Source organism: Pseudooceanicola aquaeponti, from assembly GCF_050897975.1.
Classification (GTDB): Bacteria; Pseudomonadota; Alphaproteobacteria; order Rhodobacterales; family Rhodobacteraceae; genus Pseudooceanicola.
The window spans coordinates 675,014-686,285 of sequence record NZ_JBPAXY010000001.1 but is presented as its reverse complement, the minus strand read 5'-3'; the positions used below and the strand labels follow the sequence as shown (position 1 = coordinate 686,285).

The following is an 11,272-nucleotide window of genomic DNA, read 5'->3' as shown; positions in this document are numbered from 1 at the left end:
CCTCCTAGTGCGCGATGCCAGAGCCCGCGGCCTCGTCGATCAGCCGCCCGGTGGCGAAACGATCAAGGTCGAAGGGGCGGGAAATGTCGTGATGCTGGCCGGTGGCCAGCAGATGCGCCAGCAGCGTCCCGCCCGCCGGAATGGCCTTGAAGCCGCCGGTGCCCCAGCCACAGTTCAGAAACAGGTTCGGCAGCGGCGAGGGCCCGATCAGCGGCGAGCTGTCGGGGACCACGTCGACGATGCCGCCCCATTGGCGCATCAGCTTTAGCTGGCGGAAGGCGGGGAACATCTCCAGGATGCCCGCGATCACGTGCTCCAGCGTCGGCAGGGTGCCGCGCTGGCCATAGCTGGGCACCCGGTCCAAGCCGCCGCCGATGACGATCTCGCCCTTGTCGGACTGGCTGGCATAGCTGCCTGAACCCGCGCAGTGCACCGCGATGTCGAGGATCGGTTTCACCGGTTCCGACACGCAGGCCTGCAACGCGTAAGAGGTGACCGGCAGGCGGAACCCGGCCTTTTCGGCCATCTGCGAGCTGTGCCCGGCCACCGCCAGGCCCACGCGGTCGGCGCGGATCTCGCCCTGGCTCGTCTTCACCCCGCGACAGGCGCCGCCCTCGATCAGGAAATCGGTGACCTCGCATTGCTGGATGATGTCCACCCCCAGGGCCGAGGCCGCGCGGGCATAGCCCCAGGCCACCGCATCGTGGCGCGCCGTGCCGCCGCGCGGCTGCAAGGCGCCGCCAAGCGCCGGAAAGCGGCTGTCGGGCGCGAAATTGTAGATCGGCATGATCTTCCGCACGCCCTCGGTGTCCAGCAGCTCGGCATCGGTGCCGTTCAGCTGCATCGCGTTCACCAGCCGGGCCGACATCTCCATCTCCGCCGGGGTGTGGCACAGCATCAGCATCCCGCGTTGCGACAGCATGACGTTGTAGTTCAGCTCGCGCGAGAGATCCTCGTAGAGGTTCAGCGACAGCTCGTAGAGGGCGACGCTTTCGGGGAAGAAGTAGTTCGAGCGGACAACGGTGGTGTTGCGCCCGGTGTTGCCGCCACCCAGCCAGCCCTTTTCGATCACCGCCACATTGGTGATGCCATGGGTCTTGGCCAGGTAATAGGCGGTGGCCAGGCCATGCCCGCCGCCGCCCACGATCACCACATCGTAGCGTTTCTTCGGTTCGGGCGAGGTCCAGGCCCGGGCCCAGCCCTTGTGGCCCGAAAGCCCTTCGCGTGCGAGCGCAAGCGCGGAATAGTGACGCGTCATCTTAGCCTCTCAGTTTGCGGCCCTCGGGGTCGTAGGGGGCACCGGGCAGCACCGTCGCGGCCAGTTCCTCGCCCACCACATGGGTGGTCAGCGCGGTGCCCGGCACCGCCGCCGCGCGGTCGATCAGGGCCAGGGCCAGGCTTTTGCCGGTGACATGGCCGTAGCCGCCCGAGGTGACATAGCCAACCAGATTTCCCTCCGCCCAGACGGGTTCATAGCCCGAGGCGTCGGCGCCGGTGGCGGCGACCTCCAGCAGGGCGATGACCCTGTCCGAGGGGGTGTCGCGTTCGGCCAGGGCGGCGGCGCGACCGATGAAGGCGGGCTTGTCCCAGGCGATGAACTGGTCGAGGCCGGTCATGCCGGGGGTGTAGCCCTGGCTGAACTCGGCCGACCAGATGCCATAGCCCTTTTCCAGCCGCAGCGAGTTCATGGCCGCAATGCCCATTTCGCGCAGGCCTTCGCCCTTGCCTGCCTGCAACAGCAGGCGGCGCAGGGTGGCATGTTCGGTGGCGTGGCAATTGATCTCGAACCCCATCTCGCCGGTGACCGACAGCCGCGCGACCCGGGCGCGGATCAGCCCGATGTCAACGGTGGCGCAGCCCATGAAGGGCAGGGCGGTCAGATCCTGATGGGTCAGCCCTTGCAGGATCTGGCGCGCCTTCGGCCCGACGATGGCAAAGCCGCCGATGTCGTCGGCCACGTCGCGCAGGGTCACGCCCTCGGCCATGTGATCCTCGAACCAGCGCATATGCCATTGCCGCAGGTAGTAGGATCCCATCAGCCAATAGCGGCCGTCGCCCCAGTTCAGCACGGTCAGGTCGCCCTTCAGCTTGCCATTCTCGCCCAGCATCGGTGCCAGGCGGGCGCGGCCCGCGCCGGGCAGCTTGCAGGCCAGCAGGCTGTCCAGCCATGCGGTGGCCTGCGGCCCCGAGACCTCGAAGCGGGAAAAGGCGGTGGTGTCGTAGATCGCCGCCGCCTCGCGGGCGGCGCGGCATTCTTCGGCCACCAGCGGGAAGGCGTTCGAGCGGCGCAGGCTGGGCTTTTCCTCGAACCCCTTGGGGGCGAAATACTGCGCCACTTCCATGCCCCAGCTTTGGCCCCAGACGGCGCCCGCCGCCGACATGCCCTCGTAGGCGCCCGGTGTCTTCAGCGGACGGCCCGCGGGCAGCTGTTCGTTGGGGTAGGTCATGACGAAGCGGCGCGAATAGAACTGGCCGGTGGTCTGCTTGATATATTCGCGGTTCGAGGCGAAATCGCCGTAGCGGGCAATGTCCATGCCGTAGACGTCGACCTCGGGTTCGCCCTCGACCATCCATTCGGCCAGGGATTTGCCGACGCCGCCGCCTTGCAGGAAGCCCGCCATGACGCCGCAGGCCACCCAGTAGCCGGGCAGGCCGCGCACCGGGCCGACCAGGGGGTTGCCGTCGGGCGAGAAGGTGAAGGCGCCGTTGACCCAGCGTTTGACCCCGGCCGTTTGCAGGCAGGGATAGCGGGCAAAGCCGCAGGCCAGCTCATCCGAGATGCGGTCGATGTCTTCCTGGATCAGCTCGATCCCGAAGTCCCAGGGCGCGCCGTCCATGTGCCAATGCTTGTGCTGCACCTCGTAGATGCCCAGCAACATGCCCTTCTGTTCCTGTCGCATGTAGGTAAACCCCTCAAGGTCCACCGTGACGGGCAGTTCCTTCTGCGCCTCGACCAGCTCGGGGATCGCCTCGGTCACCAGGTAGTGGTGTTCCAGCGGCGAGACCGGCAGGTCGACGCCGGCCATCCGGCCCACCTGCTTGGCCCAGAGGCCGCCGGCGTTGACGATATGTTCGGCGATGATCTCGCCCTTGTCGGTGATCACGGTCCAGCTGCCATCGGGGCGCTGGCGCAGATCCTCGACCTTGGTGTGTTCGACGATGTCGGCGCCCCGGGTCTTGGCGCAGCGCGCATAGGCATGGACCACGGCGGAGGGGTCGATATGCCCCTCGCGGTCGGACCACAGGCCGCCCAGAATGCCATCGGTCGAGATGACGGGGTTGCGCCGCTTGATCTCGGCGGCGTCGATCAGTTCGACATCCTTGATCCCCAGCGACTGGAAGGTGCGATAGGCCGATTGCAGCCAGTCCCAGCGGTCGGGGTCGCAGGCAAATTCGATCCCGCCGGTCATGTGCAGCCCGATATCCAGCCCCGATTCCGGGCCGATCTGTTGCAGCAGGTCGATGGTATAGCTTTGCAGCATGGCGATGTTGGGGTCGGCGTTCAGCGCATGAAAGCCCCCCGCCGCGTGCCAGGACGACCCGGCGGTCAGCACGTCGCGTTCCAGCAGGGCGATGTCCGTCCAGCCCAGTTTCGTCAGGTGATAGGCGACCGAAGCCCCCACCACGCCGCCGCCGATGATGACCACGCGATACTGGTCCTGCATGTCGCTCTCCTGTGCAGAGGTTCGGGATCTGGCGTGCAGTACACAACTGTACTGAATGCGGCGCAAGAGGGCGCGACAAAGTTTTTGCCCGCGCGGCGGGGCCGGGCGGGGGAGGGCCTGTGAAACGGGCGAAGCGAGCAGGAGGAGGGTGGCGGCGTCAGCGGCGCTTGGGGTTGTACTTCTCGCGCACCAGGGTCTTCAGATAGGCCACATCGGCCTCGGTCGGGGTCTGGCCGGTGAAGATATGCAGGTAGGCGGGCCCGTGCGAGAAGCGCACCTCGGGGGTTTCCGTCTCTTCCAGCGTGTGCTGGCCGACCTGGGTGTAATAGAGGACGCGGGCACGGATCAGCGCCTCTTCCGGGCCGCAGCCATAGCGGGCGAACATCTGGCACAGGGCGTCCAGGCGCATCGAATCGGCCTGAAGGACCACCGCCCGCACCTTTTCGGACCGGCGCGCCCAAAGCCGGACAGCAATGTCCAGTTCCGGGTCGAAAAGCGCCTCGTCCACCCAGCATTCGAACACATTGGTGACGGCGGCGATCACATCGGGCGCGGGCCGCAGGGCACGTTCGATGATCGGGCCGGTGTTCATCTTCAGCCAGTCGTCCAGCATCGCCTGGAACAGGTCTTCGCGGCTGGTGAAATGCCAGTAGAAGGACGAGCGCGCCACGTTCAGCCGCTTCGCCATGACCTGGATCTTGATCTGGTCGATGCCCTCTTCGATCAGCACCTTCTGCGCCAGGTTCAGCCAGTCGCGCCGGGTCAGGCGCTGTGCCGGTTCCTCGGGATCGGGTAGGCGGTCGGGGCGGGTCTCGGCCGAGCGCGGGGCGATCTCCGCGTCGATCTCGTCTTTGGCCGCTGGCATTGGTTTTCCCCCTGGTCCACTGGCCCGCCAGTCTAGCGGCCCTGCGCGGCCACGCAACGGCAGAGCGGACGGGGCCGCAGGGATGACGCGGCGGCGCCTGCAAAACACGCAGACGAGCGCCGGGGCGCTGCGACTAAGATATTCATTTCAAAGGAAAGTGGCTGGGGTGGTAGGATTCGAACCTACGGTACACTGTACCAAAAACAGTTGCCTTACCACTTGGCTACACCCCAACGGTGACGCGCTAATTAATCGAGGGTCGTCCGGGGTTCAACCCCTTTTTGGCAGAAAGAGAGCGGCTTTTTTTCGACCCGCCGAACCCGGGTGCCGGATGGGCCTGATGTTGCTGGGCCGGGGGGCTTCGCGTGGTCTGCCCAGGCAGGGGGCTGGCCTGGGGCAGGCGCCGGGGGTGGCGCACCTGACAGGTCAAAACACTTGCCCGGCGGGCGGGCCGCGCCTAGCCTGTGGCCGCGCCTGCCCCTGCCAAAAGGCTTTGCCCCCGTGCCTGTCCCCGCTGCCCCGACCCGCCTGTGCCCAGGGTCCGCCCCGTCGCGGCCCCTCTGGGCGCGCCTGGTGCTGGGTCTTTTGCCGGGCCTTTTGGCGGCGCTGTGCCTCGGCGCGCTGACAGCTGCCCCGTTGGTGGCGGCCCCGGTGGTGCTGGGGGCAATGGCGAAGGAAACGGTGGCCGCCGGTGCAGAGGGCTGCGCCGGGGCCCTGCAGGGGTTCCTCTGTGCCGTCCCGGCGGCGCTGCGCCCCGCCCCCTCGCGCGGCGGGACCCCGGTTGCGGCCCGGGGGCTTCCCCTGCACGCGGCGGCGGCGCAGCGCGAGGATCCGGGAGAGACGGGCGGGCCGGGTCGCCCGGTGCGCTTTTCGGTCGAGGTGCAGGCCGCAACCGGCCTCGACCCCGAGGCGGTCGGGCGCGAGATCGCGGCAATCCTGCGCGACCCGCGCGGCTGGCAGGCCGAACAGCGGGTGCGATTCGTACCCGCCGCGCCAGAGGCGGCGCAGATCCGCTTCGTGCTGGCCAGCCCGGCCCGGGTCGACCGGATGTGCCTGCCGTTGCGCACCCTGGGCTATCTGTCCTGTCGGCAGGGGCGGTTCGTGGTGATGAATGCCGTGCGCTGGCAGGGGGCCATGCCCCATTGGGACGGCGCCCTGCACGATTACCGGGCCTATCTGGTCAATCACGAGACCGGCCATGCCCTGGGCCACCGCCACAGTGCCTGCCCGTCTTTTGGCGCACTGGCCCCGGTGATGATGCAACAGACCAAGAGCCTGCGCGGCTGTCGCGGCAATGGCTGGCCCTTCCCGGCGCCGCGCGCCCTGTCGCCCGCCCTGGCCCAGGGGCTGCGCCACCTGCGCCTGCAATAGGGCTGCGCCCGGTCGCGGATCAGTCTGGGATCAGTCGCGGATCTCGTCCGGAGTTACCCCCCACAACGCGCTTTTCGGCGCCCAGCCCCGGTAGCCGCCCACGGTCAGGCGGCACCAGTCGGGATCGCATTTGCCCAGATCGGCAATGACCCCCTGTTCGAGCCGGGCGACCACGCGGGCCTCGGTCGAGGGCTGGAACCGCAGGTCCAGCATCGGGTCCTCGATCAGCACGGTGCGGTTGCCCGAGATCAGCACGTAGTGCACCCAGCCGCCGACGCCGTCATGGTCGCGGATCTGCCGCCAATGGCCATATTCCGCCACCACCTCGACCGGCATGTCGCGGCGCAGGAACTCCCAGTCGACGCGATGGGTCATCGACGGGCCGCGCCGCACCCGGGCGCGGTCGCTTTTCATCGACACGAAGCGGGGCAGGGGCAGGTTGGTCTCTGGCCCCAGTTGTTGCACCTGGGCCTGGGCAGGGGGGGCAGGCGGGATCGGGTCGCTGACCTGGACGGCGGCCATCTGCGGCGGGGCGGCGGCGGGGGCTGCGGCCTCTTCCAGCACCTGGGCCACATCATCGGGGGCCTCGGGCGGTTCCGAGGCGGCCAGGACGCCGGCAATGGCGAAGAACGACACCGAAAGCGCCAGGACGCGCTTGCGTATTGGTCTCATGATGGGGCCTGTTTCTGCTGCCTGCGTGGGGTAATTCTTGTACCCTCACCTTGTTTGGGCCACTTTGCCTGCGAATTGCCGGAATGGGAAGACAGAGGAGCCCGCCCATGCCATCTCGCCGTCTGAGTGTTGTCGTCACGCGACGCCTGCCCGAGCGGGTCGAAGCCCGCCTGGAAGAGCTGTTCGACACCCGGTTCGGACCCGCCGACCGTCCGATGACCCGCGAAGAGCTGGTCGAGGCGGTGCATACGGCCGATGTGCTGGTGCCCAACCTGCGCGATCGGATCGACCAGTCGCTGCTCAGCCAGGCCGGCGACAACCTGCGCCTGATCGCCAATTTCGGCGCCGGTGTTGACCATATCGACGTGGCCACGGCGCGGCAGCGCGGTATCCTGGTGTCGAACACCCCCGACGTGGTGACCGAGGATACCGCCGACATGACCATGGCGCTGATCCTGGCCCTGCTGCGGCGGATTCCCGAAGGTCTGGCCCTGATGCAGCGCGACGACTGGGAAGGCTGGGCGCCGGGCTCGATGCTGGGCTCGCGGGTGGCGGGCAAGCGGATCGGCATCCTCGGCATGGGCCGGATCGGCCAGGCGGTGGCGCGGCGCGCGGCGGCCTTCGGGATGCAGGTGCATTACCACAACCGCCGCCAGCTGCGCGACGAGATCGAGACCGAGCTGAAGGCGCGCTACTGGGAAAGCCTGGATCAGATGGTGGCGCGGATGGACGTGATCGCGGTGACCTGCCCGCATACCCCCTCGACCTTCCACCTGATGAACGCCCGGCGCCTGAAGCTGATGAAGCCCGAGGCGGTGATCGTGAACACCTCGCGCGGGGAGGTGATCGACGAGAACGCCCTGACCCGGATGCTGCGCGCGGGCGAGATCGCGGGGGCGGGCCTCGACGTCTTCGGCGGCGAACGCCAGTCGAACCCGCGCCTGCGCGAGCTGGATAACGCGATCCTGCTGCCGCACATGGCCTCGGCCACCCGCGAGGGGCGGCTGGAGATGGGCGAGAAGGTGCTGATCAACATCAAGACCTTCGCCGATGGCCACCGGCCGCCGGATCTGGTGCTGCCCGGAATGCTGTGATCGCCCGCTGACGGAAGGCCCGCCCATGCGCTCTGCCCGCAACTCGCTTCTGTCACTGGTGCTGGCCGGGCTGTGCCTTCTTCTGGCGGCGATGCCGCGCGAAAACCCCCTGACCACCCGGGCCGAGGCCTATCAGGGCGATATCGCCGTGGCGGCAGGCGCCACCTATGTCAGCCTGCGGGCGATCAATGCCTTCCTGTCGACGGCGCAAGAGGTCGAGGTGGGCGGCTCGCTGGTGGTCGAAGGCTCGGTGCAGCCGCTGAAATGGCTCGAACCGGTGGATGACACGGTCGAACGGGTCTCGGCGGCGATCTTTGCCGTGGCGGTGCTGACCGGGGTGCTGAAGATCTCGCTGGCGCCCGTGGCCTCGGTGGGGTTCGCCCTGATGGCCCTGGCGCTGCTGACCCGGGGCGGCTGCGAGGCGGCCACCGGCTGGCACCGCGCGCCCCCCGCCCTGCGCCGCCTGGGCGGGGTTTGCGGCGGCCTGGGCTTTGCCTTCGCCATCGCCCTGCCGCTGGTCTTCGTGCTGGGGGTCTGGGGCGGCGAGATCCTGACCGCCGAGGCGGCGGGGGCGGCCAATGCGACGCTGGACCGGATCGGCGCCGAGGCGGGTAGGCTGGTGGCGCTGGAGGATCAATCCTGGCGCGAAAGCTGGGAGGCCTACCGCGGCGCGGCGCGGTTTTTCTGGGATCAGGCGGATGATCTGCTGAACGCCACCCTGACCCTGGTGGGGGTCTTCCTGCTGCGGATGATCGTCCTGCCGATGGTGCTGCTGCTGGCGCTTTGGGCCGCAGCCAGGCGCCTGGTGGCGGCCTAGGGTATCGGCCCGAGGGCCGATTGCCTCCGGCGGGGATATTTGGGGCCAACAAATATCGGCAAGGGCGCGCGCCTGCCCGCGGCGCCCGTCTTCTATTATTTGTCGGCCAGAAATATCCCGGGGGGAGCGCAGCGGGGGGCGGAGCCCCCCCCCCGCCGGTGACCCTCAGCGCGTGGCGCCGGGCACCCAGAGCACGTCTTTTGCGCCGCCGTCATTGGCGATGCGCGAGGCGACGAAGAACCAGTCGGACAGGCGGTTGAGGTATTTCACCGCCTCGGCGTTGCAGCCCTCTTCGGCCATCAGCGCCACCGCCAGCCGTTCGGCGCGGCGGCAGACGGTGCGGCACAGGTGCAGATTGGCCGACAGCGCCGAGCCGCCGGGCAGGACGAAGCTGCGCAGCGGTTGCAGATCGGCGTTCATCACGTCGATCTCCTGTTCCAGCCGTTCCACCTGGCTGGCGATGATGCGCAGCGGCGTGTAGGGGGCCTCGTGGTCCTTCTCCATTCCCGGCCGGGCCAGATCGGCGCCCAGGTCGAAAAGGTCGTTCTGGATCCGTGCCAGGGCCGCGTCCATCTCGCCCTCGGCATGAAGGCGCGCCAGGCCCACGGCGGCGTTGGTCTCGTCCGAGGTGCCGTAGGCCTCGACCCGCAGCGAGGGTTTCGGCACCCGGGTGCCATCGCCCAGGGCGGTGGTGCCGGCATCGCCGGTGCGGGTGTAGATCTTCGACAAAACGACCATGGGTCAGCCCTTTCCGCGGATGTAGACGAAGGCGAGGATCACCAGAACGGCGATGAACTGCGCGGCGATTCGCCATTGCATCAGCTTGTTCGAGGTTTTCGGATCGCCGCTGCGGGCAAAGTTGCCGATCCCCAGCATCAGGATGATGGCGACGATCAGCACCGCGCCTGCGGCGACGAGGAAGAGGGGGTCCTGGGCCATGGGCTCTCCTTTTCGGTTCCCCGATATCTAGGGCGGGCGGGCGCGAAAAGCGACCATCGTTTTTGTCGCGGTGCGTGGGGGGAGGCCGCGCGGCGGCTCAGGCGTTCTTTGTCACCCGGTCCAGCAGGCGGGCGGGCAGCAGGCGGCGCAGGGTGGCGGCAATATAGGTGGGCGTGGTGACCATGTAGCGGGCCCGGGGGCGGGGATCTTCCAGCGCCCGGATCAGCTTGGCGGTGCAGGCGGCGGGCTCCAGCTCGAAGGCGGCCTTGCCCTGGTATTTCGGCCCGCGCTTGTAAAGCATGTCCAGAAGGCCGTTGCGGTACTCGTCTGCCCGGTCCGAGTTTTCCCAGTCGACCCAGGTCTCGAAGGCCTTGATGGCGTTCTTGCGGAAATCGGTGCGGATCGGCCCGGGCTCCAGCAGGATGGCATGAACACCGCTGCCCGCCAGTTCCAGCCGCATGGTATCGGTCAGCCCTTCCATGGCGAATTTCGACGCGTTGTAGGCGCCGCGCCAGGGGGCCGCGACCAGGCCCAGCACCGAGGAACAGTTGACGATTCGCCCGCCCCCCTGGGCGCGCATCACCGGGATCACCAGCCGGTTGAGCGCATGGGGCCCCAGGAAATTGGTCTCGAACAGTGCCCGCATCGCCTCGCGCGAGATATCTTCGGTGGGCCCCGGAATGGCGAAGGCGCCGTTGTTGAAAACCGCGTCCAGCCGCCCGCCGGTGGCGTCCAGCACTTGCGCCAGCGCCGCCTCGATCGAGGCCTGATCGGCATAGTCCAGGTGCAGCGCCTCCAGCCCTTCGGCGGCAAGGCGCGCCAAGTCGTCGGGGTTGCGGGCGCTGGCGAAGACGCGCCAGCCATGGGCCTTCAGCCCGTGGGCGGCGTCATATCCGATGCCGGAGGAACAGCCGGTGATGAGGATGGATTTCGTCATGCCCTCGCTATGCAACGCGACGGCCCGGCGAGCAAGGCCGCCGGGCCGGACCCGCGCGTGAGAGGGCGCGCGGCGGAGGGAAGGGGGAAGGGGCGCGCCTTAGTTGGCGGCGCTGACCAGCCAGTCGGCGATCCAGCCGATGCGGCCCGTGTCGTCGGTCTTCAGCTTCAGCCAGCCGTCGCGGACGTCCAGCACCTCGACGGCGGCGCCCTCGTCCAGGGTGGCCAGCACCCCATAGCTGGTGCCCGGCCCGGCGCGCAGGTTCACCCGGTCGCCCGAAACCTGGCGCAGGTCGCGGGCCGGGTCGTCCAGCGTCGGGGCGGGCCGGTCCTGGGCGTTGGCCTCGGGGGCGTCACCGGCGGTGGCGGGCAGGGTGCCGCGCAGCAGCGCCTGGCGTTCGGGGGTCGTGGGGATCATCTGCCGGGCCGCCTCGGGCAGCACGTCGCGCCGGGTCGAGCTGTCGGGCAGGGGGGCTTCGGCGCCCAGGGCGGCATTGGTCACGGTGGCAAAGCGCATCCCCTCCAGCGCCGGATCAAGGCCCGTGTCCGTCTGCCCGCCGATCGAGGCCAGGCGCAGCGGCTGGCTGTCCGAGACGAAGACGGCGGGCATGGTCGCCGCCTGGGCGGCCATCGGCGCCTGGGCGGGGCTGCTTTCGGCGCGGGCCAGCGAATAAGGGGTGGGGGCCTCGGTGCGGACGTAATCGGGAAGCTCGCGCTGCCAGGGTTCGAAATCGGCGCCGCCGCTCTGCTGGTAGAAGACGGCAGTCAGGACAAGGGTCGTGGCAGTCATGAAGCGGAACATCGGAACCTCCGGGCAGCGGTTTTCTGCGCGACGCGGGGCAGGGGGTGGCAGGTTCCCGCCGCGACGCTCTTGTTGCGCAACCAACCCGCAGCGGCGTCGGAAGTTCCCTGC

Annotated in this window: 11 protein-coding genes and 1 tRNA gene; 3 read left to right on the top strand and 9 right to left on the bottom strand. The window is 68.8% G+C overall.

Features of this window, described 5'->3' with window-relative positions:
* Positions 1-4 precede the first annotated feature (4 nt).
* The 4 genes from ACRARE_RS03380 to ACRARE_RS03365 form a co-directional block, all read right to left on the bottom strand.
* Complete coding sequence (locus ACRARE_RS03380) at positions 5-1,258, bottom strand: sarcosine oxidase subunit beta family protein (RefSeq protein WP_432654984.1); 1,254 nt, start codon at positions 1,256-1,258, stop codon at positions 5-7.
* 1 nt (position 1,259) lies between these two features.
* The gene (locus tag ACRARE_RS03375) at positions 1,260-3,665 is read right to left on the bottom strand and encodes a GcvT family protein (protein WP_432654983.1); all 2,406 of its coding nucleotides are present in this window, start codon (positions 3,663-3,665) and stop codon (positions 1,260-1,262) included.
* 157 nt (positions 3,666-3,822) lie between these two features.
* Complete coding sequence (locus tag ACRARE_RS03370; RefSeq protein ID WP_432654982.1) at positions 3,823-4,530, bottom strand: TetR/AcrR family transcriptional regulator; 708 nt, start codon at positions 4,528-4,530, stop codon at positions 3,823-3,825.
* 158 nt (positions 4,531-4,688) lie between these two features.
* A tRNA-Gln gene (locus tag ACRARE_RS03365) sits at positions 4,689-4,763 on the bottom strand.
* 340 nt (positions 4,764-5,103) lie between these two features.
* Between ACRARE_RS03365 and ACRARE_RS03360 the strand changes: the two genes are divergently transcribed.
* Positions 5,104-5,901 (top strand): DUF3152 domain-containing protein, encoded by a 798-nt coding sequence (locus tag ACRARE_RS03360; protein ID WP_432654981.1) that lies wholly within the window; start codon positions 5,104-5,106, stop codon positions 5,899-5,901.
* Positions 5,902-5,931: 30 nt separating this feature from the next.
* Here the strand turns inward: ACRARE_RS03360 and ACRARE_RS03355 are convergent, their stop codons facing one another.
* Entirely contained in the window at positions 5,932-6,573 is a 642-nt protein-coding gene (locus ACRARE_RS03355; RefSeq protein ID WP_432654980.1) for an SH3 domain-containing protein, read from the bottom strand.
* Between the two features lie 107 nt (positions 6,574-6,680).
* On the opposite strand from ACRARE_RS03355, the gene ACRARE_RS03350 reads away from it, so the two are divergent.
* Together ACRARE_RS03350 and ACRARE_RS03345 are read left to right on the top strand one after the other, a co-directional pair.
* A complete protein-coding gene (locus tag ACRARE_RS03350) occupies positions 6,681-7,667 on the top strand; it encodes a 2-hydroxyacid dehydrogenase (RefSeq protein ID WP_432654979.1) in 987 nt (328 codons plus the stop codon).
* A complete protein-coding gene (locus tag ACRARE_RS03345; RefSeq protein WP_432655055.1) occupies positions 7,624-8,484 on the top strand; it encodes a hypothetical protein in 861 nt (286 codons plus the stop codon). The genes ACRARE_RS03350 and ACRARE_RS03345 overlap by 44 nt, the downstream gene beginning before the upstream one ends.
* Positions 8,485-8,649: 165 nt before the next feature.
* Here ACRARE_RS03345 and ACRARE_RS03340 read toward each other — a convergent pair whose 3' ends face one another.
* The 4 genes from ACRARE_RS03340 to ACRARE_RS03325 all read right to left on the bottom strand — a co-directional run bounded on the left by ACRARE_RS03340 (position 8,650) and on the right by ACRARE_RS03325 (position 11,161).
* Complete coding sequence (locus ACRARE_RS03340) at positions 8,650-9,222, bottom strand: cob(I)yrinic acid a,c-diamide adenosyltransferase (protein ID WP_432654978.1); 573 nt, start codon at positions 9,220-9,222, stop codon at positions 8,650-8,652.
* 3 nt (positions 9,223-9,225) lie between these two features.
* Positions 9,226-9,423, bottom strand: a complete 198-nt coding sequence (locus tag ACRARE_RS03335; protein WP_432654977.1) for a twin transmembrane helix small protein — start codon at positions 9,421-9,423, stop codon at positions 9,226-9,228.
* 97 nt (positions 9,424-9,520) lie between these two features.
* On the bottom strand, positions 9,521-10,360 hold the full coding sequence (locus ACRARE_RS03330; protein WP_432654976.1) for an SDR family NAD(P)-dependent oxidoreductase: 840 nt from the start codon (positions 10,358-10,360) through the stop codon (positions 9,521-9,523).
* Positions 10,361-10,459: 99 nt separating this feature from the next.
* On the bottom strand, positions 10,460-11,161 hold the full coding sequence (locus ACRARE_RS03325; protein WP_432654975.1) for an SH3 domain-containing protein: 702 nt from the start codon (positions 11,159-11,161) through the stop codon (positions 10,460-10,462).
* Positions 11,162-11,272 lie beyond the last annotated feature (111 nt).

Excerpts from the sequence above, each read along its gene's own strand:
- ACRARE_RS03380 (WP_432654984.1), bottom strand. The coding sequence starts at position 1,258 with ATGACGCGTCACTATTCCGCGCTTGCGCTCGCACGCGAAGGGCTTTCG.
- ACRARE_RS03375 (WP_432654983.1), bottom strand. The coding sequence starts at position 3,665 with ATGCAGGACCAGTATCGCGTGGTCATCATCGGCGGCGGCGTGGTGGGG.
- ACRARE_RS03370 (WP_432654982.1), bottom strand. The coding sequence starts at position 4,530 with ATGCCAGCGGCCAAAGACGAGATCGACGCGGAGATCGCCCCGCGCTCG.
- ACRARE_RS03355 (WP_432654980.1), bottom strand. The coding sequence starts at position 6,573 with ATGAGACCAATACGCAAGCGCGTCCTGGCGCTTTCGGTGTCGTTCTTC.
- ACRARE_RS03350 (WP_432654979.1), top strand. The coding sequence starts at position 6,681 with ATGCCATCTCGCCGTCTGAGTGTTGTCGTCACGCGACGCCTGCCCGAG.
- ACRARE_RS03345 (WP_432655055.1), top strand. The coding sequence starts at position 7,624 with ATGGCCACCGGCCGCCGGATCTGGTGCTGCCCGGAATGCTGTGATCGC.
- ACRARE_RS03340 (WP_432654978.1), bottom strand. The coding sequence starts at position 9,222 with ATGGTCGTTTTGTCGAAGATCTACACCCGCACCGGCGATGCCGGCACC.
- ACRARE_RS03335 (WP_432654977.1), bottom strand. The coding sequence starts at position 9,423 with ATGGCCCAGGACCCCCTCTTCCTCGTCGCCGCAGGCGCGGTGCTGATC.
- ACRARE_RS03330 (WP_432654976.1), bottom strand. The coding sequence starts at position 10,360 with ATGACGAAATCCATCCTCATCACCGGCTGTTCCTCCGGCATCGGATAT.
- ACRARE_RS03325 (WP_432654975.1), bottom strand. The coding sequence starts at position 11,161 with ATGTTCCGCTTCATGACTGCCACGACCCTTGTCCTGACTGCCGTCTTC.